At 49.0% G+C, this 23,239-nt stretch carries 18 protein-coding genes; 11 read left to right on the top strand and 7 right to left on the bottom strand.

Annotated features, from left to right (window positions below):
* Nucleotides 1–55 precede the first annotated feature (55 nt).
* Complete coding sequence (locus D3H65_RS30770) at nucleotides 56–2,026, bottom strand: sensor histidine kinase (RefSeq protein ID WP_119053984.1); 1,971 nt, start codon at nucleotides 2,024–2,026, stop codon at nucleotides 56–58.
* A 94-nt stretch (nucleotides 2,027–2,120) separates the two neighbouring features.
* Here D3H65_RS30770 and D3H65_RS30775 point away from each other — a divergent pair, with 94 nt between their 5' ends.
* Together D3H65_RS30775 and D3H65_RS30780 are read left to right on the top strand one after the other, a co-directional pair.
* A complete protein-coding gene (locus D3H65_RS30775) occupies nucleotides 2,121–4,664 on the top strand; it encodes an FtsK/SpoIIIE family DNA translocase (RefSeq protein ID WP_119053985.1) in 2,544 nt (847 codons plus the stop codon).
* Nucleotides 4,665–4,870: 206 nt separating this feature from the next.
* Nucleotides 4,871–5,539, top strand: a complete 669-nt coding sequence (locus tag D3H65_RS30780; protein ID WP_119053986.1) for a LolA family protein — start codon at nucleotides 4,871–4,873, stop codon at nucleotides 5,537–5,539.
* A gap of 133 nt (nucleotides 5,540–5,672) precedes the next feature.
* Here D3H65_RS30780 and D3H65_RS30785 read toward each other — a convergent pair whose 3' ends face one another.
* Nucleotides 5,673–6,257 carry a UbiX family flavin prenyltransferase gene (locus D3H65_RS30785; RefSeq protein WP_119053987.1) on the bottom strand — a complete coding sequence of 195 codons (585 nt, stop codon included), beginning with the start codon at nucleotides 6,255–6,257 and terminating at the stop codon, nucleotides 5,673–5,675.
* 196 nt (nucleotides 6,258–6,453) lie between these two features.
* On the opposite strand from D3H65_RS30785, the gene D3H65_RS30790 reads away from it, so the two are divergent.
* Nucleotides 6,454–6,981, top strand: a complete 528-nt coding sequence (locus D3H65_RS30790) for a thioredoxin family protein (protein ID WP_119053988.1) — start codon at nucleotides 6,454–6,456, stop codon at nucleotides 6,979–6,981.
* Between the two features lie 414 nt (nucleotides 6,982–7,395).
* On the opposite strand, the gene D3H65_RS30795 is transcribed toward D3H65_RS30790, so the two are convergent.
* Together D3H65_RS30795 and D3H65_RS30800 are read right to left on the bottom strand one after the other, a co-directional pair.
* Nucleotides 7,396–7,827, bottom strand: coding sequence for a hypothetical protein (locus tag D3H65_RS30795; RefSeq protein WP_162915890.1), 432 nt, complete (start codon nucleotides 7,825–7,827; stop codon nucleotides 7,396–7,398).
* A 250-nt stretch (nucleotides 7,828–8,077) separates the two neighbouring features.
* Entirely contained in the window at nucleotides 8,078–9,337 is a 1,260-nt protein-coding gene (locus tag D3H65_RS30800; RefSeq protein WP_119053990.1) for an aminotransferase class I/II-fold pyridoxal phosphate-dependent enzyme, read from the bottom strand.
* Nucleotides 9,338–9,735: 398 nt separating this feature from the next.
* On the opposite strand from D3H65_RS30800, the gene pafA reads away from it, so the two are divergent.
* The 5 genes from pafA to D3H65_RS30825 all read left to right on the top strand — a co-directional run bounded on the left by pafA (nucleotide 9,736) and on the right by D3H65_RS30825 (nucleotide 17,215).
* A complete protein-coding gene (gene pafA, locus D3H65_RS30805) occupies nucleotides 9,736–11,388 on the top strand; it encodes an alkaline phosphatase PafA (RefSeq protein WP_119053991.1) in 1,653 nt (550 codons plus the stop codon).
* A gap of 317 nt (nucleotides 11,389–11,705) precedes the next feature.
* Nucleotides 11,706–14,585, top strand: a complete 2,880-nt coding sequence (locus D3H65_RS30810; RefSeq protein WP_119053992.1) for a M16 family metallopeptidase — start codon at nucleotides 11,706–11,708, stop codon at nucleotides 14,583–14,585.
* Between the two features lie 384 nt (nucleotides 14,586–14,969).
* The gene (locus D3H65_RS30815; protein WP_119053993.1) at nucleotides 14,970–15,776 is read left to right on the top strand and encodes a M57 family metalloprotease; all 807 of its coding nucleotides are present in this window, start codon (nucleotides 14,970–14,972) and stop codon (nucleotides 15,774–15,776) included.
* Nucleotides 15,777–16,034: 258 nt separating this feature from the next.
* On the top strand, nucleotides 16,035–16,526 hold the full coding sequence (locus D3H65_RS30820) for a hypothetical protein (protein WP_211345575.1): 492 nt from the start codon (nucleotides 16,035–16,037) through the stop codon (nucleotides 16,524–16,526).
* A 182-nt stretch (nucleotides 16,527–16,708) separates the two neighbouring features.
* Entirely contained in the window at nucleotides 16,709–17,215 is a 507-nt protein-coding gene (locus D3H65_RS30825; RefSeq protein WP_162915891.1) for a hypothetical protein, read from the top strand.
* Nucleotides 17,216–17,236: 21 nt separating this feature from the next.
* Here the strand turns inward: D3H65_RS30825 and D3H65_RS30830 are convergent, their stop codons facing one another.
* The 3 genes from D3H65_RS30830 to fbaA form a co-directional block, all read right to left on the bottom strand.
* Nucleotides 17,237–18,718 carry a hypothetical protein gene (locus D3H65_RS30830; RefSeq protein WP_162915892.1) on the bottom strand — a complete coding sequence of 494 codons (1,482 nt, stop codon included), beginning with the start codon at nucleotides 18,716–18,718 and terminating at the stop codon, nucleotides 17,237–17,239.
* A gap of 125 nt (nucleotides 18,719–18,843) precedes the next feature.
* Complete coding sequence (locus D3H65_RS30835; protein ID WP_119053997.1) at nucleotides 18,844–19,902, bottom strand: class I fructose-bisphosphate aldolase; 1,059 nt, start codon at nucleotides 19,900–19,902, stop codon at nucleotides 18,844–18,846.
* A gap of 292 nt (nucleotides 19,903–20,194) precedes the next feature.
* Complete coding sequence (gene fbaA / locus D3H65_RS30840) at nucleotides 20,195–21,262, bottom strand: class II fructose-bisphosphate aldolase (RefSeq protein ID WP_119053998.1); 1,068 nt, start codon at nucleotides 21,260–21,262, stop codon at nucleotides 20,195–20,197.
* A gap of 231 nt (nucleotides 21,263–21,493) precedes the next feature.
* Between fbaA and D3H65_RS30845 the strand changes: the two genes are divergently transcribed.
* The 3 genes from D3H65_RS30845 to D3H65_RS30855 are packed head-to-tail and all read left to right on the top strand — an operon-like array spanning nucleotide 21,494 to nucleotide 23,228.
* Complete coding sequence (locus D3H65_RS30845; RefSeq protein WP_119053999.1) at nucleotides 21,494–22,222, top strand: hypothetical protein; 729 nt, start codon at nucleotides 21,494–21,496, stop codon at nucleotides 22,220–22,222.
* Nucleotides 22,223–22,264: 42 nt separating this feature from the next.
* Nucleotides 22,265–22,669, top strand: a complete 405-nt coding sequence (locus tag D3H65_RS30850; protein WP_119054000.1) for a VOC family protein — start codon at nucleotides 22,265–22,267, stop codon at nucleotides 22,667–22,669.
* Between the two features lie 40 nt (nucleotides 22,670–22,709).
* Nucleotides 22,710–23,228: a 3'-5' exonuclease family protein gene (locus tag D3H65_RS30855; protein ID WP_119054001.1), complete on the top strand. Its 519-nt coding sequence runs from the start codon at nucleotides 22,710–22,712 to the stop codon at nucleotides 23,226–23,228.
* The last annotated feature ends 11 nt before the right edge of the window (nucleotides 23,229–23,239 follow it).

Here is a 23,239-nt window from a genome sequence, read left to right on the forward strand (position 1 = left end):
TGCATCAAGGCAAAAGAACAGAAAAAATATGCATCAAGGCAAAAGAACGGAAGCCTCAGAGAGGCGCCTCAAACGTCAGCACACACTGCCCCTCACACTCAATCGTAAACGACCCTCCGATATTATCCATGCGCCGCCGCATATTGCTCAGCCCATTGCCAAAGCGGCGCAGCTGTTCCGTATTGATGCCGATCCCATTATCCGTAATGCGGATCACCAGCAGGTGCTCCCTGGCCACAATATCAATATGCAGTTGCGTAGCCTGCGAATGTTTCATCGCATTGTTCAGCGCCTCTTTCACACTCAGGAAGATATTCCGCCGTTTTTCCCCGCTGATATCCGATTGCGGTATCACCGCCGGCAGCCGCACCGTGCACTCGATCGGTGTGCTGTCGAAGTATTCGATCGCATGTGCCCGGATATAGGCGATCAGGCTTTCTACCGTATCATTCGAGCTCTTCATCGTCCAGATGATCGTATTCATCTTGCCCAGCAACTCATTCGCGTTGCTCGATATTTTATCCAGTTCCGGGATCGACTGACTCTTCATTTTCGTTTTCAGGATCTCACTCATCAGCCGGATCGCCGTTACACCCGAGCCCAGCTCATCGTGCATATCTGCCGAGATCCGGTCACGTTCTCCCTGCATCGCCGTTACCACCGCCATCTGCTTTTCAAATTCCTTCCGTTCATTTTCCAGCTTCAGCCTTTCCCGCTCTTTTACCCGCTCTACGATATCACGCCGGTTTTTCCAGGCAAGCCCGCTCAGGAAGAACGAGAGTTCCAGCACCAGCCCCAGCTCATAATAAAAGATCGACCGGTTGAATATACTCCACCGCGACTCACTGTCCGCCACCCCCCATTTGAAGATCATGATCAGCAGCGAGATGATCGAGAACACCACCAGCGCCAGGTTGCCCAGCGCCAGGTAATTGAGCAGCGTATCTTTCTTCTTGATGCTGTATACAATGAACGTGATGCCCACCACAAAGAAGACCAGTTTCATCACCAGGTTCTCCATCGTGTTGAGCACAATATATTTTTCCGTAAAGAAATACAGGAACGTGAAAACCGCGCTGAACACGATCATCACCAGCTTCGACCAGCGCAGGAATTTATCCAGCCCCGGATGGTTTTCCTTCGTATTGAGAAACTGCCGCACAAAGAACAGGTACGTGAATACACTGGCCGTCATCATCATAAAATCCAGGTACTCCTCATAGAAATAATGGAAAGCCGAGCCCGTTAAGTTCAGGTACGATTTCAGGAACAACAGAAACGCCGTACACAGCGTATACAACGCATAAAAGATGAACTCCTTATTCTGGTTTTGCAGGTACACCGCCAAAGAATAGAAGATCATCATCAGCAGGATACCCGTGGCTACATAACTCACAATGTCCAGCAGGTAATCCCGGTCCCTGACCGACGACCGCCATTGCCGGAAATAGTCCTTCTCTATGATCCGCGGAATGATATTGTTTACATTCGTACGCACGAAGTTGAACCGGCAGTAATACACCGTGGTAGTATGCGGGGCCACTTGGATATTGATGGCACCCAGGAACCGCGGGCTGCGGGCCACCGTATCCACTACCGGCGTCAGTTGCCCCGTAGGATGATCCGCAGCCGCGCTGAACAATTCAATATTCCGGCAATAGAATCCTGGTAAAAAGAATATTTCTTTCGCCGTATCCCCGCTGTTCGTCAGCGTGAACCGCTGGAAAATATCCCTTTCCATATAGCTGCCCGGCAACTGTTTGCTGAGTGGTTTGAATGCGAGCGAAGTAATAGCATCATTCCTTGTAGTCCCCTTGGCCTGCGTGGCTACCTCGAAATGACTGACATCTGATCTGAAAAAACGTATTTTAGCAATGTCAATGGCGTTGGTAACTGCCTGGCCATAACTGCTGATAGGAGAAGCGAGCAGACAAAGGAAAGATCCGGCGAATAGCACTACAGCCATGCGAAGACGGCGGGTAAGGTGACTGCCCGATGGTAGTGATAGGTGCTCCCGGAGTTTCATGTTGTTTGACCTCCTAAAATACAATATTTACGGGCTCCCCAACGCTTTTATTTGTTTATAGCCCCGTTTTGTTCAACTACTTATCTTTGTACCCATGGCCAATCGCTTAAAATCCGGAAAAAGCAAAACTCCTGACACTGATAAACTGAAACCTGAGAAGGAAGAGCAGGTGACCGTAAAACAATTGGTAAAAGACGAACGTACCCATAAGATTGCCGGCACCATGGCACTGCTGGCAAGCCTGTTCCTGTTTATCGCCTTCACTTCTTACCTGTTTACCTGGCGCGAAGACCAGGACAAGGTATTCAAAGGCGCTTCCATATTAATGCCTTCGGCAGGTGTCAAGACTACCAACCTGCTGGGCAATATCGGCGCCTATATATCCCATCAGTTTTTTTACAATGGGTTTGGACTTGCCTCCTTTCTCTTTTGCACCCTCTTTTTTGTCATGGGCGCCAACGCCCTTTTTGGCAAGAAGATATTCTCTGTCTGGCGCAACGTACGCTACCTCATTGTAGGCGTAGTGTTCTTCAGCGTGGCTTGTGCCTTTGTATCCGGCAACAGCCAGTTTGCCTGGGGTGGGGCAGTAGGCACCATGATCAGCGACTGGCTCGTAAGCCTCATCGGTAAAATAGGCACCGCAGCCCTCCTCCTGGTGGGTGGCCTCGCCTACGTCATCTGGCGTTTCAATCCAGTATTCAAAGTACCCACCATACCGCGTAAACCTGCATCCCTCGAAGAGGCCGTATTGCCGGTCAATGAAGAAGAACAGGAAGCCGCTCCCAAACCCAAAAAGACCAATAAGCTCAAAAAAGGCGAACAGCCTTCACCCCTCCTGGCCCCCAAGCTGGAAATAGACGAGGACCTCCTCGAAGACATGCAGCTGGTTGAGCGCGCCGAAGAGCAGGACGAGCCCCCTTTTGAGCCCAATACACCGGCCCCGCCCGTGGTGATACCCCCACCCGTGGTTACCCCGTCCCTCAACAAAAAACAGGAAAAGGCCCAGCAGGCAGCCGCCTCCCTCGAGCTGGAGATCAAATCCATGCCCGAAGAGCCCATATCAGCCGATGAAGAAGTAGAACCCGCAGAAGAGGAAGAGGAATCTATCGAAGAGAAAAAGCCCATCATCACCACCCCATACGAACCTACCCTCGATCTGAAGGATTATCAATATCCCTCCCTCGAGCTCCTGGAACAGCATGGTAGCGAAAAGATCATCCAGGATGCGGCCGAACTGGAGACCAACAAAAACCAGATCATCACCACCCTCAAGAATTATGATATCGACATCCAGAAGATCAGTGCTACCGTAGGCCCCACCGTCACCCTGTACGAGATCGTACCCGCTGCCGGTGTACGGATCTCCCGGATCAAGAACCTCGAAGACGATATTGCCCTGAGCCTCGCGGCCCTCGGTATCCGCATCATTGCCCCCATACCCGGTAAAGGCACCATTGGTATCGAAGTGCCCAATGTGAAGAAGACCGTGGTGAGTATGAAGACCCTCCTGGCTTCTGAAAAGTTCCAGGCCAACAATTTCAGCTTGCCCGTGGCCATCGGTAAGAAGATCGACAACGAGAATTTCATTGTCGACCTCACCACCATGCCTCACTTGCTCATGGCCGGTGCCACCGGTCAGGGTAAATCAGTTGGGTTGAACGCCATCCTGGTGTCCCTCCTCTATAAGAAGCACCCCTCCCAGCTGAAGCTCGTACTCGTCGATCCCAAAAAAGTAGAGTTGACCCTCTACCGTACCATCGAGAACCACTTCCTGGCCAAGCTTCCCGGAGAAGAAGAAGCCATCATCACCGATACCAAAAAAGTTATCCATACCCTCAATGCCCTGTGTATTGAGATGGACAACCGCTACGACCTCCTCAAAGAAGCCGGCACCCGCAATATTCGTGAGTACAATGAGAAGTTCGTCAAGCGCAGGCTCAACCCCGAAAAAGGCCACCAGTTCCTGCCCTTTATCGTGCTCGTGGTCGATGAGTTTGCCGATCTCATCATGACCGCCGGCAAGGAAGTGGAAATGCCCATCGCCCGCCTGGCCCAGTTGGCCCGGGCCGTAGGTATTCACCTCATCATCGCCACCCAGCGCCCTTCTGTCAACATCATTACCGGTACCATCAAGGCCAACTTCCCGGCACGGATTGCCTTTAAGGTATCCTCCAAGATCGACTCCCGTACCATCCTCGATATCGGTGGCGCCGAACAGCTCATCGGTAAGGGCGATATGCTGATCTCTTATAATGGCGAGCTTACCCGCCTCCAGTGCGCTTTTGTCGACACCCCCGAAGTGGAGAGCGTATGCGACAACATCGGCGCCCAGAACGGGTATCCCCAGGCATTCATGTTGCCCGAATACGTCGATGAAAAAGAACTGGAAAAGGATTTTGACATCGGCGACCGCGATTCCCTCTTTGAGGATGCCGCCCGCATGATCGTCACCAGCCAGATCGGTTCTACCTCCCTGCTCCAGCGCCGCATGAAACTCGGTTACAACCGCGCCGGCCGCCTCATGGACCAGCTCGAAGCCGCCGGCATTGTAGGCCCCAGCCAGGGTAGCAAGGCCCGCGACGTGCTCATTCGCACCGAAATGGACCTCGAACAGCATTTAGCGAATTTTAATACCTAACCGCTAAAAGCTGACTGCTAATCCGCGACAGATAACAGCTGGTCCGGGCTTCTGTATACTGGATTCTGGATTCTGTATTCTCTCCCGTTTTCTGTTAAAGTATTCCTAACGACTAAACGGTTCGGGGATAATCGGCGTCTAAGTTTTTGCCGCTTAACCAATATCTTTGCGGCTTTTAGACCAGAAATCACTCATAATCACTCATAATGAAAGCAGTACTTTTATTCTTTAGCACGATTCTGACAGCATTGGTAGGTTTTTCACAAACCGGCGATAAGCCTGTGAGCAGCGATCCCGCCGCCAAAAAGATACTGGATGAGGTCAGTGCTAAGTTTAAGACCTACAAAGCTGTACAGGCCGCTTTCGTGTTGAAAAATGAGGACAGCAAAGGTAAAGTGCTGGATACCAAGAAGGGAACCGTGTCTATGAAGGGCTCTAAATACAAAGTGAGCCTCGTGGGCGGTGCCGAGATCTTCTGCGATGGCGCCAATGTTTGGACCTTCGATAAGTCTTCCAACGAGGTCACCATCACCAAACTCGAAGGGTCTGCCAGCATGATCACCCCCACAAAATTGTTCACCAATTTTTACGACAAAGACTTCCTCTATAAACTCAATGGAGAAAAGAAAGAAGGCAACAAGACCCTCGTAGAAATAGAAATGACCCCCGTAGATAAGACCAAGCCATTCCATAAAGTATTCGTCCTGGTCGACAAAACTGCCAAAACAATCTACAGCACCCGCGTGCTCGATAAGAGCGGTACTAAGATCACCTACACCGTTACTACCCTCAATGGCAAAGCCGCCCTCACCGATGCCCTGTTTGTTTTCGACAAAAGCAAATATCCCGGCGTAGAAGAAGTAGATCTTCGGTAGGTTTCGTGTTTTGCGTTTGAAGTTTCGGGTTGCTCCCGCGATGTAAGCAGCATTCCTGTTTGGCAATTGCATTTAATTAGCCTGCAACACACCAAGAACCCGAAACCCGGCACACTAAACTCGAAACAGTAAGCTACTCCCCCCATCTGTACGTACTGATATCCAGTCCCGCCAGGTCAAGCACCCGGTCCGCCACCGTAGCAGCCACTTCCTCGATCGTTGTAGGACGGCTGTAAAACGAAGGAGAGGCCGGGCAAATGATCCCGCCGGCCAGCGTCACCGTTTCCATATTGCGGATATGGATCAGGTTGTAAGGCGTATCCCGGATCATGCAGATCAGTTTGCGGCGCTCCTTCAGCACCACATCCGCAGCCCGCGTGATCAGGTCCGTCGATACACCCGTGGCAATACGCCCCAGCGTACCCATCGAGCAGGGCGCGATGATCATCGTATTGAACCGGCCCGATCCCGAAGCAAAAGGTGCGTTAAAGTCCATCGTCGAATAAAATTGAATGCCCTGCTTCCCCTTATCCGCGAGGGCCATAAAATCCTTATAATCTGCCATCCCCAGCTCCGTTTCCCATACCTGCTTGGCATTTTCCGTCATCACCACCGCCAGTTCCTCCCATTGAGCCGATACCGTCAGCAGTTTGCGCAACAACAACCGCGGATAGATAGAACCACTTGCCCCCGTAATGGCCAGCACAATTTTATGCATGCGATTTGAGTTAACTTTAATAGATCAAATAAAGGTACACTGTCAGGCTAAACCTTCGAAACCTTAACGAATGTCAGCCTGTCGAAGGCATCTAAAGGTGCTTGTCGAAGTCGCTAGCTGCTTAGCAGCTAGCTTCTGTGCAAATCAGTGTGATCTGTGAGCTGCCTTTACCGGATACCCTAAAACAAAATTAAGTATGCAAACCTTGAAACCCGCCCTTTTGTTTGCCTGGATCATTGTTTTTTCCTGCGGCCAGCGGCCCCTGGAAACCAACGACAAAACCCAATGGATGACCCTGCAGCAGGTGTCCGACAGCCTCCGGAAGCAAAAGAAGCCCGTGCTCATTGACCTGTATACCGACTGGTGCGGCTGGTGCAAGGTGATGGACAAAAAGACATATGCCAACAAGAAAGTAGGCGCCTACCTCAACGATAAATTCTACACAGCCAAAGTCGATGCAGAGACCAAAAGCGCCATTACCTGGAAGGGCAGAACCTATACCTTCAACCAAAACTATCGGACCAACGATTTTGCAGTATACCTCACAAAAGGTCAGTTATCCTATCCAACGACCGTCATCATTCCTGTCGATGGCGAACCACAAGCTATTCCCGGTTACCTCACACCACCCGAACTCGAATTGCTCGTTAAATATTTCGGAGAAGGCCAGGATGCTAAAATAGGATTCGAAGAGTACCAGAAGAAGTTTAAAGCAAGTTGGTAGCCTGTTGAAAACAGGTGGTAAGAATGGCAAATGTTAAAATAGGTTAACAGTAGGCGAATATTAGTATACCTCGAAAACATGATAAGAATAACGGTTTAGCAGCCAATCTTTAAATTTGCGACTGTCCGCAAACGTTTGCATATCCATGGTAAAAGTTTATGCTGTATTCGTTGAAGGTAAACCCTTTATTCATGTGTTGACCTAAATCAATTAGTACAAAAATATTCTCATTGTGCAACCATTGTTTCACATTGATCATCTTATATTTGAATTTTCATAGGATAAGGTTTAATGGTTAATGGTATTTGATTAGTGCAGTCCCGCAGCAATGCGGGACTCTTTTTTTATGCCCGCTCCAACCCAATGCTAATAGCTAACCGCTAAAAGCTAACTCCTAAAAGCTAATAGCCATTCCTACTGCTTCAAGATCTCCAGCTTGCTCAAATTGATGGGTTCTACCGGGATCACCGCCAGGCCGGGTGTGAAAGTGCTGCTTTTTTGAATGCGGTAAGTAAATACATTGCTGTGCCGGCGGTTGACATAAGTGAGTTCATTGAAGTTTTCCCGGCCCGCCCCCAGGCAGTATACTTCTATATAATAACGGGCAGGTGGCACTTTAGCAATAACGATCTCATTGTTGACCGGGTAATAGATGCCTTTGATCGTGCCCGCCCCGCTATGATCATAGCGGTCAAAGATCACCAGCACAGAATCAGTAACAACACTCCTGGCAGCATTGCTGAGACGGATAGTAACATCCACACTATCAGTGGGGCGTTTTCGCTGCGCATGAACAGAACTGCCGCAAAGAAAACACAATACCAGTAAGACAATAACTGCTCTCATGAAGCCGGGTTTAAGGGGAAGGGGGCCCTTTTCGAGATAAAAACGATTATTTGGGGAGAAAAGTACATATTATATCAGGCTTATACCTGGGGTCTTTGCACAAAAACGATGAACTGACCGATAATAACGATCAACCTGCTAAACAATACGTTGGAGGGTTGGATAATTAAGAAAGGGTGGGTCGTCCCGTACTTCACAGTCGGGACGGCTCACCCTTTTTTGATATCCATCAAATTTGATATAGAACAATCTACTGTACTTCCGCCATATCAGGGATCGCTTCTACTTTGTAAGCGCCCGCATCCAGCTTCTTCTTTGTCTCCTCAAAAGCTGTCAATGTCAGCTGGATATCTTCATCATTGTGTGCTGCTGTAGGGATCAGCCTATAGATGATATGCCCCTTGGGAATAACCGGGTACACCACGATCGAACAGAAGATACCATAGTTCTCCCGCAGGTCCATCACCATCGCCGTGGCTTCTTCTACCCCGCCATTCATATATACCGGTGTTACAACCGAGTCCGTTTTGCCAATATTAAAGCCCTTCTCCTTGAGCCCCTTTTGCAGTTTCAATGCATTCTCCCACAGCTTGTTCTTGAGCTCAGGACGCGTGCGCAGCAATTCCAGCCGCTTCAGGTTGCCGATCACCAAAGGCATCGGTAAGCTCTTCGCAAAGATTTGGCTGCGGATATTGTACCGGATATAATCGATGATCGATTTGGTGCCGGCTACAAAGGCGCCGATAGAGGCCATCGATTTGGCAAAAGTGCTAAAATACAGGTCGATGCCGTCCTGCACTCCTTGTGCTTCACCGGCGCCGGCGCCTGTTTCACCCAGCGTACCAAATCCATGCGCATCATCCACCAGCAGCCTGAAATCATATTTATCTTTCAGCTCCACGATCTCTTTGATCTTGCCCTGGTCGCCTGCCATGCCAAATACACCTTCCGTGATCACCAGTATGCCACCTGCTTTTTGCTTTTCTACCAGTGCAGTGGCCCGCTGTAATTGTTTTTCAAAATCTTCCAGGTCATTGTGCTTGTATACATAGCGATGGCCGGGGTGCAACCGCAATCCATCGATAATGCAGGCATGACTCTCCGCATCATATACGATCACATCATGACGACCGCACAGCACATCAATAATGCTCACCATACCCTGGTATCCAAAATTGAGCAGGATCGCATCTTCCTTGCTTTCAAATTCGGCCAATTGTTGTTCCAGCAGCTCATGGTAATTCGTATTGCCACTCATCATCCGGGCACCCATCGGGCTGGCCAGGCCAAACTGCGCTGCGCCATCAGCATCCGCTTTACGTACTTCGGGGTGATTGGCCAGTCCAAGGTAATTATTCAGGCTCCACACTACCATCTCCTTGCCCCGGAACTTCATGCGGCTCCCGATCTCTCCCTCCAGTTTGGGGAAAGCAAAATACCCATGCGCTCGTTCACGGTGCTGGCCGATAGGGCCATAGTTTTTCAACAATCTTTCGAAAATGTCTGCCATATTATGGATTTGTTAAAGGTTAGATGACGATGATCCGAAGGCGCAAAAATAACGTTTTTGCCGTAATGGCTGGTATACAGCATCCTTGTAAAAAAGCCAAAAGATAGCGTGGGACCCATTTTTAGCCAATAAGTTGAAAGAATGTTAAAAAAGAGAATGTAGAATTCAGAATACAGCATGCAGAATGAAATGCTGCTGCTTGCACGGACCCACCCCTTGTACAAGATCAAACCCTGAGAGGCTAATAACTAAAAGCTAACTGCTAACTGCTCAATTCTGTATCCTGTATGCTGAATTCTGTATTCTCCCCCGCAAGCAAAAAAACGCAATCGTTTGTTGATCAAATTTTAATACGCCAATATAAGAGGGCCTATATCTTTGCCGGAAAATAGTAAGTAATGCGAAAATTACTCCTGAGCTCCTTTTTTGTAACGCTTGCAATCACCTCCTTTGCCCAACGGCGCGCCAAAACCACCGATGTAAACACCCCCAACCGCCCCAAATTGGTGGTGGGTATCGTGGTCGACCAGATGCGCTGGGATTATCTCTATCGCTATTATGATCGCTATAAATCCGATGGTGGCTTTAAACGTTTCCTCCAGCAGGGTTTTACAGCAGAGAATACCCTCATCCCGTATACACCCACCATCACCGCCTGCGGACACACCTGTATCTACACCGGCAGCGTCCCCGCCGTTCATGGCATCACCGGCAATGCCTGGTGGGACAGAGACCTGCAACGCAGCGTTTACTGCGCAGAAGACAAGACCGTAAAGTCAGTAGGTACCACCGGCGTCAATGGTGAAATGAGCCCCCGCAACATGCTCACCAATACCATTTGCGATGAACTCCGCCTCGCTACCAATTTCAGGAGCAAAGTGGTGGGCATCGCCATTAAAGACCGCGGTGGTATCCTCCCCGCCGGCCATTCAGCCAATGCCGCTTATTGGTACGATAGCAAAACCGGCGACTGGATCACCTCTACTTATTACATGAACGACCTGCCTCAGTGGGTAAAGGATTTCAACGCACAGAAGGTCGTTGATAAATATTATGCACTCGACTGGAACCTCCTCTATCCCAAAGATACTTATGTGCAAAGCACTGCCGATGAAAAGCCCTATGAAGGCAAATCATTTGGCGCTGACCAAAAAGGGTTTCCTTACGACCTGAAGAAATTCATTGGTAAGAACTATGGCGCCATCGCCAGCACACCGTATGGCAACTCCATGACAGCCGACATGGCCAAAGCAGCCGTGATCAATGAGCAGCTGGGTGCTGATGACATCACCGATTTCCTCGCCGTGAGCTTTTCTTCTCCCGATTATGTAGGCCATTCTTTTGGTCCCAACTCCATAGAGCAGGAAGATGACTTCCTCCGCCTCGATACCACCTTTGGCAACCTCTTCCGTTTCCTCGATGAGAAAGTAGGCAAGGGCGAATACCTCGTATTCCTGAGTGCCGACCACGGCGTGGCCCATGTGCCCGGGTTTATGAAGGAAAACAAATTACCAGGCGGTACCATTGATGACGAGCGTTGGGCCAAAGAGATCAACAAAGGTCTCCTGGACAATTTTGGTATTACCGGCAAAGCCATTGTCAGCAATTACAACTACCAGATACACCTCAACCATGCCCTGCTCGATTCCATGAAGCTCGACAAGAAAGCCGTCAAGCAATGGATCGTTGATTACCTCGGCAAACAGGAAGGTATATCCCGCGCTTTTGCCATTGATGAGATCATGAATGTGCCCCTCACTTCCAAACAGCGTGAGATGATGGTCAATGGCTGGTATCCCCGCCGCAGCGGCGATATCCAGATCGTGCTCCAGCCAGGCTGGATCGATGGAGGTCCCACCGGTACCACCCACGGCATCTGGAATCCCTATGATGCCCACATCCCCATGTTGTTTTATGGTTGGGGTATCAAACCCGGCCGCACCAACCGCGAAACCTATATGAGCGATATTGCCCCTACCATTGCCGCTTTACTCCATATCCAGATGCCCAACGGCACCACCGGTAAGGTAGTGGAAGAAGTGATGAAGTAGACTCTCTCTTCCTGTCGTTTCGAACGCTTCCTTTTTTTGAACGCTCCCTTCTTTGTCATTTCGAACGAAGCGCAGCGCAGTGAGAAATCCGCTATCGAAGCAAACGCCCTAACAGCTAAATGCTAACAGCTAATACCCACAAACGGGTGGGTCGCCCTCCAAAGGGCGGCTCACCCGTTTCCTTTGATACCCAACCCTATACTTACCATGAAAGCGTGGTAAATGGGTAAATAGATCCATTTTTACCGCATTTTTATAAAAGGACGTATTTTGCTAGGCTGTACAGATATATTTGTGCAGTTAAAACAAACATGATTATGAACAAACCCTTCGCTGCCTTTTCACGATGGCTGCTGCTGCTTGTAGCCATTTTTTCCACCAGGTCAGCCATCACTCAAAACACCAATCCCGATCTGCGGGCCACCATTCCCGTGGATCCCAAAGTAAAGATTGGCAAGCTCGAGAATGGCCTTACTTACTACATTCGCCAAAACAAGAAGCCCGAACAGAAAGTAGAGCTCCGCCTCGTGCTAAATGCCGGTTCCATCAATGAAGATGATGACCAGCAGGGCCTGGCCCACATGGCCGAGCACATGGCCTTCAATGGTACTACCCATTTTAAGAAGAACGACATCGTTTCTTTCCTCCAGGATATCGGCGTTGGTTTTGGCAACGACCTCAATGCCTTTACCAGCTTTGATGAGACCGTGTACATCCTCCCCATACCGACCGATAAGCCCGGCAACCTCGAAAAAGGTTTCCAGGTGCTGGAAGATTGGGCACACAATGTTACCTACCTCGATGATGATATCCAGAGCGAGAAGCCCATCATCCTCGAAGAGAGCCGTTTGGGCAAAGGCGCCAACGACCGCATGTTCAAGAAGATCTACCCCAAATTGTTTGAAGGTTCCAAATATGCCAAACGTTTACCAATTGGCGTAGACACCATCATCCGCAATTTCAAACCCGATGTCATCCGTCGCTTTTACAAAGACTGGTACCGGCCCAATCTCATGGCCGTGATCGTAGTAGGGGATATCGAACCTGCCAAAGCGGAGGAATTGATCCGCAAGCACTTTGCAGGTATGACCAATCCCGCTTCACCCCGCACCAGGGAGTATGCCGATGTACCTCCGTATGCTTCTACCGATGCCATGGTCGTTACCGATAAAGAAGCTACCAGCTATACCGTATCCATCAATTACCCCGCTTTCAAAGAAGCCGCTGCTTCCAATGTAGGCGGCTACCGCGATCACCTGGTAAAGCAAATGTTTGTATCCCTTACCAACCAGCGCCTGCAGGAGCTTACCCAGCAAACAAACCCGCCTTTTCTCTTTGGTTCCGTTAGCTTCGGTTCTTATGCCCGGGGTTATGATGCCTTTGGCGCCTTTGCCGCTGCCGGTACCGGTGATGTGAACAAAGCCCTCAATGCCTTAGTCGAAGAGATTGAAAGAGTAAAAAGGTTTGGCTTTACTGCGGCCGAACTGGACCGCGCTAAAAAGACCATGCAGGCCAATTTCGAACGCGCCTGGAACAACAGGGATAAGACCGAGTCCGACAATTATGTAGAAGAATACACCAATCACTTCCTCCAGCAGGAACCTATTCCCGGCATCGACAAGGAATACGAATACATAAAGACCCTCGTGCCCGGCATTACACTCGATGAAGTGAATGCTGTATCCAAAAAGTTCAAAGACGACAAGAACCGTTTCGTATACGTACAAGGTCCTGAGCCCAAAGCTGGTGATAAACTGCCTGAAGGCAAAGACCTCCTCGCTGTTATTGATGCCAAAGAGAAAGCCGACATCAAGCCTTATGAGGAAAAAGCCGTGGCTACCACTTTATTGACCAAACTGCCAGTAGCCGGTAAAGTCATTTCCAAAACAAAGAATGCCTTACTCGGTACTACCGAACTGAAACTCTCCAATGGCGTTACCGTCACCCTCAAGCCTACCGATTTTAAGAACGATCAGATCTTAATGGGCGCTACCAGGCCCGGCGGTAAGAACAATTACGGCCTCGCCGATAAGTTCAATGCAGAATATGCTATCCAGTTGGTAAGCACCATGGGTATAGGCGATTTTTCTCCTACCGATCTCCGCAAGGTACTGGCTGGTAAGACTGCCAGCGTCAATCCTACCTTCTCTGCTATTGCAGAAGGCATGAGAGGCACTTCCAGCGTGAAGGACCTGGAGACCATGTTCCAGCTATCTTACCTGTATTTTACCGCTCCCCGCAAGGATACCGCCCTCTTCCGTTCTTATGTACAGCGCAACAAATCCCAGTTTGCCAATATCAGCGCCAATCCCCAGGCCGTATTTATTGACACCATGTACAAGACCATGTATGGCAATAATCCCCTGGCCCCGATAGCCGTGCCCAACAGCGCTTTCTTCGATCAGATCAACCTCGATCGTTCCCTGGCTATCTACAAAGAACGTTTTGGCGATGTGAACGGTATGAACTTCGTTTTTGTAGGTTCCTTCAAGGAAGAAGAGATCATCCCTTATATCGAGAAATACGTAGCCAGCCTGCCTGCTACCAGCAAGAAGTTCTCCCTGGTTGATAACAAAGTGCGTCCTGTGGGTGGTAAGCAAAACCTTACCATCAACAAGGGTAAGGAAGAGAAAAGCCTCATCCTGGCTTTCTATTCCGGCGAAATGCCGTACAGCGAAGAGATGGACCTGAAAGCACAGGCCCTGAGCGAAGTACTGAACATCCGCATCATCGAAGAACTGCGCGAAAAAGTACAGGGTATTTATGGTGGTGGTACAAACGGTGGTTTGGAAAAATACCCCTATACCAATTACACATTCGTATTGCAGCTTCCTTGTGGTCCCGAGAAAGTAGACACCCTGCTCAAGGCCGTGAAGAAAGAGTTTGCTGATATCGCTGCCAAAGGCCCCGATACCAGTTACCTCAACAAGGTCAAGATCCAGTGGCTGGAACAAAACAAGGTCAAGATGAAAGAAAACGCTACCTGGCTGGGCGCCCTGATGGACATTAAGTTCAAAGGAGATGATCCCGACCGTTTCGTGCATGCCGAAAAGTACATTAACAAGCTAACGGTGAAGGATGTACAGCAAGTAGCCAAATTGATCCTCGACGGTAAGAACCAGTTCTATGCAGTACAAATGCCCGAAAACTACAGCGGCAAGACAGCGCCCGCTGAGCCCGCTAAGAAAGGATTTTGAGTTAAATCAATGATATGCCTACACGAAGGCCCTGACGATTGTCATTCAATTGTCAGGGCCTTTGATTTAGAAGAATATAGCAGATTATAAAAAGCAGTCGATACACAATGGCCGATACCCACATACCTTAGTGCTGTACCGAATGCAGTATCCTAAGCCTCCGTAATTTCCTCATTTGTATTTCGGAATTCCGACATCTGCAACTTAGTTGTTATAATAATAGTTTAACGTTTTCTTTTTCGTACTAACTTACAAGCATAGTTGGTTTCTATTCTTTCCCCCTAACGTTCCTGATTTTTTGGTAGCAACTCTCCCGCAACATTGTGTGTAGTTACTCTGCATACTGTCATTCTATTTTTTGTTAACCAAAAAAAGCAAAAGCACATGAGAAGTCTTCTAAAAGTGGCAGCCGTATTTGCCCTGCTCACAGTCGTATTTTTTTCCTGTAAGAAAGATGCTAAGGAACAAGCTCCCGTACAAGAGGAGATCTCCAAACAAGTATTGGACAAGATCTATGCCCTGGGTTTTGGTACCCAAAACGTGTCCAGGCACCCCGAAGGTTACCTGGTGGAAGGGGATATCGTTATTACCGAGGATGACCTGTCTCAGACTCCCGACCGCAAGTTGATCCGCGTAGGCGATGAAGAACAATACCGTACCACCAATACGGTAACTGGTTTGCCGCGGAACATCACTATCCGCGTCAATTCTTCCCTGCCCGCCAGGTACATTACCGCTACCGACGCTGCCATTGCCCGGTACAATGCCCAGGCCTTGCGCATTACTTTTTCAAGGGTTACCTCCGGCGGCAACATCGTGATCAACCCCGCTCCCTCAGGAGCAGGTTACCTGGCTTCTGCCGGTTTCCCCACTTCCAGCGGTAATCCTTACAACTCTGTATTGGTCAACAGGAGTTACCTCGACACCTGGAACATCAATACCGTTACTTCCATCATCGCCCATGAAGTAGGCCATTGTATTGGTTTCCGTCATACCGACTATGCCAACCGCGCTTATAGTTGCGGCGGATCGGCCGTTAATGAAGGTCAGGCAGGCGTTGGCGCTATCCTGATCCCCGGAACACCTTCTACCAATGCCGTAGCCGGCTCCTGGATGCTGGCCTGCATCGGTAATGGCGTAAACCGTCCATTCATCAGCAGTGATATTACTGCCCTGAATTACATCTATTAATTCGGACTGAGTTTCTCCGAAGAGTGGGTCGCCCTTCAAGGGCGGCTCACCCTGATCTAAGGAGTACGCCGATGCCCTTCGGCACACTCAGCACCATCATCTAATCCCCGTATGTGGGGCGACTACACAAAAGCCGGTAAGTTTAATTGCCGGCTTTTTTTATGATTATACTTTGTTAAGGATTACTGTATTAACAAATTGTCAATAGAATGGGGCATATGCTTTGGAATAATATACACAGAACCAAATCAAAAGATTATGAAACGAATAGGTGTAGTATTATTACTGGCAACAGGATGCTCCCTCGCCGTGATGCAGGCCAGCGCACAGGTAAGCGTAAGTGTGAATATCGGCACACAGCCACAATGGGGTCCCGTAGGCTACGACCGGGCCGACTATTATTACCTGCCCGATGTGGAAGCTTATTATTACGTACCCCGCCAGCAGTTCATTTACCTCGATGCCGGCCGCTGGGTATTTGCTGCCAGCCTTCCCGGAAGGTACCGTGGGTACGATCTCTACGGTGGATACAAAGTAGTGATCAATGAACCCAGGCCTTACGATCACTTTTATGATCACCGCAACAGGTATGCCCGTTACAGGGGATGGCGCGGCCGCCAGGATTGCATCCGCGACTATCACCGGCCCAGGTATGATAATGACCGCGACTACCGTCGCGACCGGGATCGTGGCCATGGACACGGCCGCGGACATGGAAGAGGTCGCGGACATGACAGAGATTGGGACTAATACAATACAACAGTCTGCCATACAGCCCTGAGCGATCAGGGCTTTTTTATGTGTAACAAGGCCCGCAAATAAAGCGTAGTGAAATCACTAATCTAAGTTATCTCCTGCATTATCAATCTTTTGACATCGCTCTCATAAAAGGGCACACCGTTTGAATAAGAGAAGGCGAAAACACTTTGTATATGAAACGATTAATGTCAGCATTACTGCTCATAGCCGGATTGCTGCTATCTGGCCGGCAAACCCACGCCCAGGTAAATGTAAATATCAATCTCGGCACACAGCCCTTATGGGGCCCCGTAGGGTATGATGAAGTAGAATACTATTACCTGCCCGATGTGGAAGCCTATTATTATGTACCGCGCCACCAATTTGTTTATTTAAATGGTGGTAAATGGATATTTGCTACCAGCCTCCCTGCACGGTACCGGACCTATGACCTCTATTCAGGATATAAGGTGGTGATCAATGAACCAAAGCCCTATATTCACTTTACCGACCATAAGGTGAAATACGCAAAATACAAAGGCGTACATGGAAAACAAGTGGTTATACGGGATAGCCGTGATCCTAAGTATTACGTGGTAAAAGGTCATCCCGGAAATAGCAACAAAGGTAATGGTCCTAATAAGGGAAAGGGAAATGGAAAGGGCAACGGTAATGGAAAAGGTAAAGGGAAAAATAAATAAATAAGAGCAACGCCTGGAACATCAATGATCGATCCTGATCAATTGATTATTACCGGGCGGGTAGGTTTTCAATACTTCATACCGCAGCCCCAGTTGCTGCAGGCATTGCAATGTCACCGGGAAAGCCGTGATCACATAATCACTGCGTTGCAATGCTTCCCGCAAGGCAGGGGCCGCAACGTCCGGGTTTTGGTCTGGCAGGTTACCCGGCATGGATTGAAACCTTTCATCAATAAGGCTGTAATAGTTGATATGCACACCTCCCAGCGAAAAGCCCAGGGAAGCATGTTGCGGCTGCTGCGCATACAGGTCGTACAAGGCCTGCCGGCTGTTCGCTTGCAATGACCATTCAAAGCAGAAAGCCCTGTCGGCCCGCGTATAAAAATGGGCTCCCATGATCAGTGCAACCACCACCGCTATGCCCCTGCCTGCCCACCGCGTACTATTGACTGCCGGCACCCATTCACTGCCGGCCACACAAAGCAATAAAATGCCCGGTACATACCATTGCAGCGCCGTACGTCCCAATAGATACGGGTTATTGAGCACCAGGTGAAACACCATGTTCAGGACCACGATGCCTGCAAAAAGAATAGCTAGTATAAAGCCTGTGCTGATCTTTTTATGGCGCAGGGCCTGCCAGCCATACCACCCGCTCACTACCAGCAGCAGGAAGAAAGAACAATACGTAAGCGCCGGCAACAGATCACCATAAGCGGCGCCATAAAGACTGCCTTCCCACACCGAGCCCATTAGCGAAGCGATCAGTTGGTCATCACCGCCAAAGCCGAGGTCCTTGCCGTAATATTTGATGAACAGCAGATCAGCCACCGTACCCAGCAACAGCAAGCCATACAATACCAGTATCCGGATGAGCCCTTTGCTCACCGGCTGGCGACGCATAAGCGAAGTAATGAATACACAACCACAAAAGCCTGCCATACCGATCGCCGTATAGAAATAACTAAGGTTGGCGGCGATCATCAGTGCATTCATCAGCCACACCATCAGCCAGCTTCGGTAATGGAATGCCGGGGCCTGCGCTGCTTTGATAAAATAATAAAGACTCCAGGCCTGGAACGTCATGGCCAGTCCATAACCACGCGCCAGCGAAAAGAAATCCAGCACATAGGGGTTCAGCAATACCAATGCCCAAAAAATAATGGCCCCGGCCCTTGCTTTGATCAAATTGCCCAGCCGGTACAAGGCCCAGGCAAAGAAGGGAAAGGCCAGTACCGAATGAAGCCGTACCCAGCCAGGCCCATCACCAAACAGGTCATTGAATAGCTCCATAAAGAAACTATTCAACCAATGGTTATTGGCAGTGCCAAACAGCGCAATGAAATAATTCGTTTTGATCAGCCGGAAAGAATACGCTTCATCATGCGTCATGTCCATGCCAAAAGCATGTACCCACACAAACCCCCATAGCACCACCGTTACCAATACATACAGCAGGAGAGACAGTTGTTGTGGACCCGTAAGTGAGCGGAAGCGTACCATGGATCGGAAAAATACAAAAAAGAGGTGACACCTTTCCTTTTCGATGCAAACGAAAGGTGTCACCTCTTGTACTGTTTAAGGGTGGGTCGCCTTTCAAAGGCGGCTCACCCTTAAACTTCATTAGATTAAGCTACCGTAATATCTTTATCCAGATACACATCCTGCGTAGCGTTCAGGAGCGCCACCCCTTCATTGAAGGGTCGCTGGAAAGCTTTCCGTCCCAGGATCAACCCCATGCCACCGGCCCGTTTATTGATCACTGCCGTGTACACAGAATCCTGCAGGTCACTCGCTCCCTTGCTTTCACCGCCGCTGTTGATCAGGCCCACACGGCCACTATAGCAATTCAACACCTGGTAGCGGCACAGATCAATAGGGTGATCCGTGGTCAGCTTTTCATAGACCAGCGGAGAGGTCTTGCCATGTTTCGTAGCCAGGTAACCGCCATTATTCGTAGGTAGTTTTTGTTTGATGATATCCGCTTGTAAGGTTACCCCCAGGTGATTGGCCTGGCCTGTAAGGTCCGCGGAAGTATGATAATCCACTCCATCCACCTTAAAGCCATTGTTGCGTGTATAACACCACAGGATAGTAGCCATGCCCAGCTCATGCGCCAGTTCAAATGCTTCCGCTACTTCCTTCAGTTGGCGGGCGCTTTCTGCCGAGCCCCAGTAGATCGTAGCGCCTACAGCTACCGCTCCCATATTCCAGGCGCTCTTTACCGTGCCAAACATCGTTTGGTCAAAGCGGTTGGGCAGACTCAGGAATTCATTGTGGTTGATCTTTACCACAAAAGGAATGCGGTGCGCATATTTACGGCTCATGATACCCAATACACCATAGGTAGACGCTACTGCATTACAACCCCCTTCCATCGCCAGTTTCACAATATTCTCCGGGTCGAAATAAATGGGGTTGGGTGCAAAGGCCGATCCCGCACTGTGTTCAATGCCCTGGTCTACCGGGAAGATGCTGCAATAACCTGTATTGGCCAGGCGGCCGTGCCCCAGTAAGGTTTGGATGCTGCGCAGCACCTGGTTGCTACGGTTACTGGTGATCCAGCTTTTCTCCACATGATCGGGAGAGGGGAGCGAGATCGTTGATTTGTCGATCGTCTTACACTGATGCTCCAATAAATAAGCGGCTTTATCGCCCAGCAGGTCTGTGATTTTCTTTGATGGCATAATCGATAAGTTTGTTTACTGCCGCCCAAAGATAGAAGGATGCGCCCTGCCGGGCAACCACTGCCAGCTGCATGCCACCTCTCCCCGCTAGATAAAAAACAAGAAAGTCTCCCGCAAAGCAGGAGACTTTTAAACTATGTTGCCATTCTGTTGACGGGCTTCAAACCATCGCCCCGTATCAGTGAATGTTTTATAAATCTGAACAAGGCGTCGCCTTAAGGCTTTCTCGTTACCTTGCTTTCAAAGCTGTATTTGGCTCGTAGCTCACAGCTCGTCACTCGTAGCTTGCTTCTTACGCGTTCCTATTGATACAGTTCAGATCATCAAATGCTACTTCCAGGCGCTTGATAAAGGTTTCTTCTCCTTTACGCAGCCATACACGGGGATCGTAGTATTTCTTATTCGGTTTGTCTTTTCCTTCCGGATTGCCCAACTGACCTTGCAGGAACCCTTCGTTCTTTTTATAGTAGTTCAGCACACCTTCCCAGAAGCTCCATTGGAGATCCGTATCGATGTTCATTTTGATAGCACCGTAGCTGATCGCTTCCCTGATCTGGTGTTGGGGGGAGCCGCTACCGCCATGGAATACGAAATACACTGGCTTGGGGCCTGTTTTCAACGTCTTTTCAATAAAGTCCTGGCTATTCTTGAGGATCTCCGGACGCAGTTCAACATTACCGGGACTGTACACCCCGTGCACATTACCAAAGGCGGCGGCTACGCTGAACAGGCGGCCCACTTTGCTCAGTTCCGTATAAGCATAGCTTACGTGCTCGGGCTGCGTATAGAGCTTGTCATTTTCAACGCCACTGTTGTCAACACCATCTTCTTCACCACCCGTTACACCCAGTTCGATCTCGATGGCCATACCCAGCGGCTGCATGCGTTTGAAGAACTCAACAGATGTGTGGATATTCTCTTCGATCGGCTCTTCACTCAGGTCCAGCATATGCGAGCTGAAAAGCGGCTGGCCTTTTTCTTTGAAATATTGTTCGCCGGCATCGATCAGTCCGCTGATCCAGGGCAACCATTTCTTGGCCGCATGGTCAGTGTGCAGAACCACCGGTACACCGTAATATTTGGCTACATTATGGATGTGCAGCGCGCCGGAGATACCACCCGAGATATTGGCTTGCAACTGGTCGTTGGGCATGCCTTTACCGGCGATGAACTGCGCGCCGCCATTGGAAAACTGGATGATAACGGGAGAATTGACCTTGGCCGCTGTTTCCAGCACAGCATTGATCGTATTCGTACCGATCGTATTCACGGCGGGCAGGGCAAACTGGTTCTCTTTGGCATCTTTATAAAGGGCTTCCAATTCTTCGCCAAAAAGCACCCCGGCTTTATATTTCTTCATGATTTTCCTGTTTTTTCTTTTATTTAATTAATAAGTAGTCGTGGTTGTTGAGAATTATTTAAGAAAAAGCCTTCTTTTCTTAAATGCGCGGCGAAGATAAGAAAAGTCACTGGCAACTTTCATGTTGAAGCGACACATTAAAAAGGTGTTGAAATACAGGCTTTTATAGTAGTAGGGGCTTGCGGGTGCCATTTTAATGCCCTATTTTGGAGCAGATTTATCCTACAACCCATGCGCACTGTTAACTCCTTCCTGCTGATATGGGCAATGCTTTTTGCCGCCTGCGGAAATCGCACCAGCTATATCGACCAGGTAAGCTCCAATTATTACCCGGGCAATGAAGACAAATTTGGTTTCCTGGTCTTCGATAAGGAGCGTGTGGATTCCTTTTTCCGGCAGTATCCCGAACTCAATTTTCAAAGTGACAAGCTGCAGAAGGCTTTTAAGGGATTACTCCGTGTTGATACAAACTTCAGGCGCGGGGATGACCGCTTTACCAGGCATATCAGCCCGCCTGCTTCTTTTGATAAGCAACTGGCTTTCGAACTATTAGAAGCAACTGTTGGCCAGCACAAAGAAGAATACTTTACCGGAAGCCTCAATTACTTGTTCTTTTACAAATGCCTGCCCGATACTTTCAAAGCCAACTGGCCCCAGGTCCAATTGGGCGATCTGCAATTCAATGTTACCTTTTTCAATTTGCTCAGGGTGAGGTGTGAGGCTTTTGAGAAGCAGATTGTGATGGACTCCGTATATTGGGATGAGAACATCAAAAAGGTTTTTGGCGAAGAGACCTACAATGAATTTACGGTCGACAAAGTGCAATTGATCAGCCATTGCATCAGGACCGACACCGCCTTCGCCGATCCAAGGTTACAGCCCGATAAAGACAATTTCCTGTATATCTTAGACCAGGTAATAGCCCGTAAATGGCGGTTGATACTCATGGATAATAATTAGGATGCAACGGGTATCTTTACCGGGAATTTCAAACCCAATACTATGATATTAGAACATGTGGCCATCTGGACCGGTCAACTGGAGCAACTAAAGGCATACTACATAAAGTATTTTGGAGCTGTTCCCAATGAGAAGTACACCAATGAGAAAAAGCAATTCCAAAGTTATTTCCTCAGCTTTCAATCCGGCGCCCGGCTCGAGATCATGTCCATGCCCAATATTCCCGACAATCAAAACGATACCATAAAAGCCCAATACAAAGGTATTATCCACCTCGCATTTGGTGTTGATACCGTCCAGGAGGTAGAAGCCAAAGCAAAGCAATTGCAGGAGGATGGTTTTCAGGTACTGAGCGGTCCCCGCAAAACAGGCGATGGCTATTATGAATTCGAGACCCTCGATCCTGACAACAACCGGTTGGAGGTAACCTGTCCATATCCTCAATAACCAATAACAATTTCACAGAACACACAAAACTAACACAACAATGGCCTATATAATGGTCGATATCGAAAGCGATGGCCCCATTCCTGGCGACTACTCCATGATCTGCTTTGGAGCAGTAATAGTAGAGGAGGGCTTGACCAAAACCTTCTATGGACAGCTAAAGCCCATCTCCGATAAATTCATTCCTGAAGCACTGGCTGTTTCAGGCTTTACCCGCGAACAGACACTTGCCTTTGACGATCCCAAATCAGTAATGGAAAACTTTGCAGCCTGGCTCAAAGAAGTAGTAAAAGACAGGCCTGTATTCATCAGCGATAACAATGGCTTCGACTGGATGTTCATCTGCTGGTATTTTCACCACTTTACCGGGTCCAATCCCTTTGGCCACAGTTCCTACAACCTGGGCAGCCTCTACAAAGGTATAGTGAAAGATACCTTCCAAAACTTTAAACACCTGCGTAAAACAACGCATACACATCACCCTGTGGATGACGCAAAAGGAAATGCAGAAGCCTTACTCACCATTAAAAAGGAGATGGGCCTTAAGATCAAATTCTAATAAATCCTTCA

The sequence above is a fragment of the Paraflavitalea soli genome (genome assembly GCF_003555545.1).
Classification (GTDB): Bacteria; Bacteroidota; Bacteroidia; order Chitinophagales; family Chitinophagaceae; genus Paraflavitalea; species Paraflavitalea soli.

Bases quoted from the DNA above. Each gene is read 5' to 3' on its own strand.
- D3H65_RS30850 (WP_119054000.1), top strand. From the start codon at position 22,265: ATGATATTAGAACATGTGGCCATCTGGACCGGTCAACTGGAGCAACTA.
- D3H65_RS30795 (WP_162915890.1), bottom strand. From the start codon at position 7,827: ATGAGAGCAGTTATTGTCTTACTGGTATTGTGTTTTCTTTGCGGCAGT.
- D3H65_RS30810 (WP_119053992.1), top strand. From the start codon at position 11,706: ATGAACAAACCCTTCGCTGCCTTTTCACGATGGCTGCTGCTGCTTGTA.
- D3H65_RS30845 (WP_119053999.1), top strand. From the start codon at position 21,494: ATGCGCACTGTTAACTCCTTCCTGCTGATATGGGCAATGCTTTTTGCC.
- fbaA (WP_119053998.1), bottom strand. From the start codon at position 21,262: ATGAAGAAATATAAAGCCGGGGTGCTTTTTGGCGAAGAATTGGAAGCC.
- D3H65_RS30855 (WP_119054001.1), top strand. From the start codon at position 22,710: ATGGCCTATATAATGGTCGATATCGAAAGCGATGGCCCCATTCCTGGC.
- pafA (WP_119053991.1), top strand. From the start codon at position 9,736: ATGCGAAAATTACTCCTGAGCTCCTTTTTTGTAACGCTTGCAATCACC.
- D3H65_RS30825 (WP_162915891.1), top strand. From the start codon at position 16,709: ATGAAACGATTAATGTCAGCATTACTGCTCATAGCCGGATTGCTGCTA.
- D3H65_RS30770 (WP_119053984.1), bottom strand. From the start codon at position 2,026: ATGAAACTCCGGGAGCACCTATCACTACCATCGGGCAGTCACCTTACC.
- D3H65_RS30835 (WP_119053997.1), bottom strand. From the start codon at position 19,902: ATGCCATCAAAGAAAATCACAGACCTGCTGGGCGATAAAGCCGCTTAT.
- D3H65_RS30820 (WP_211345575.1), top strand. From the start codon at position 16,035: ATGAAACGAATAGGTGTAGTATTATTACTGGCAACAGGATGCTCCCTC.
- D3H65_RS30800 (WP_119053990.1), bottom strand. From the start codon at position 9,337: ATGGCAGACATTTTCGAAAGATTGTTGAAAAACTATGGCCCTATCGGC.
- D3H65_RS30830 (WP_162915892.1), bottom strand. From the start codon at position 18,718: ATGGTACGCTTCCGCTCACTTACGGGTCCACAACAACTGTCTCTCCTG.
- D3H65_RS30790 (WP_119053988.1), top strand. From the start codon at position 6,454: ATGCAAACCTTGAAACCCGCCCTTTTGTTTGCCTGGATCATTGTTTTT.
- D3H65_RS30815 (WP_119053993.1), top strand. From the start codon at position 14,970: ATGAGAAGTCTTCTAAAAGTGGCAGCCGTATTTGCCCTGCTCACAGTC.
- D3H65_RS30780 (WP_119053986.1), top strand. From the start codon at position 4,871: ATGAAAGCAGTACTTTTATTCTTTAGCACGATTCTGACAGCATTGGTA.
- D3H65_RS30775 (WP_119053985.1), top strand. From the start codon at position 2,121: ATGGCCAATCGCTTAAAATCCGGAAAAAGCAAAACTCCTGACACTGAT.
- D3H65_RS30785 (WP_119053987.1), bottom strand. From the start codon at position 6,257: ATGCATAAAATTGTGCTGGCCATTACGGGGGCAAGTGGTTCTATCTAT.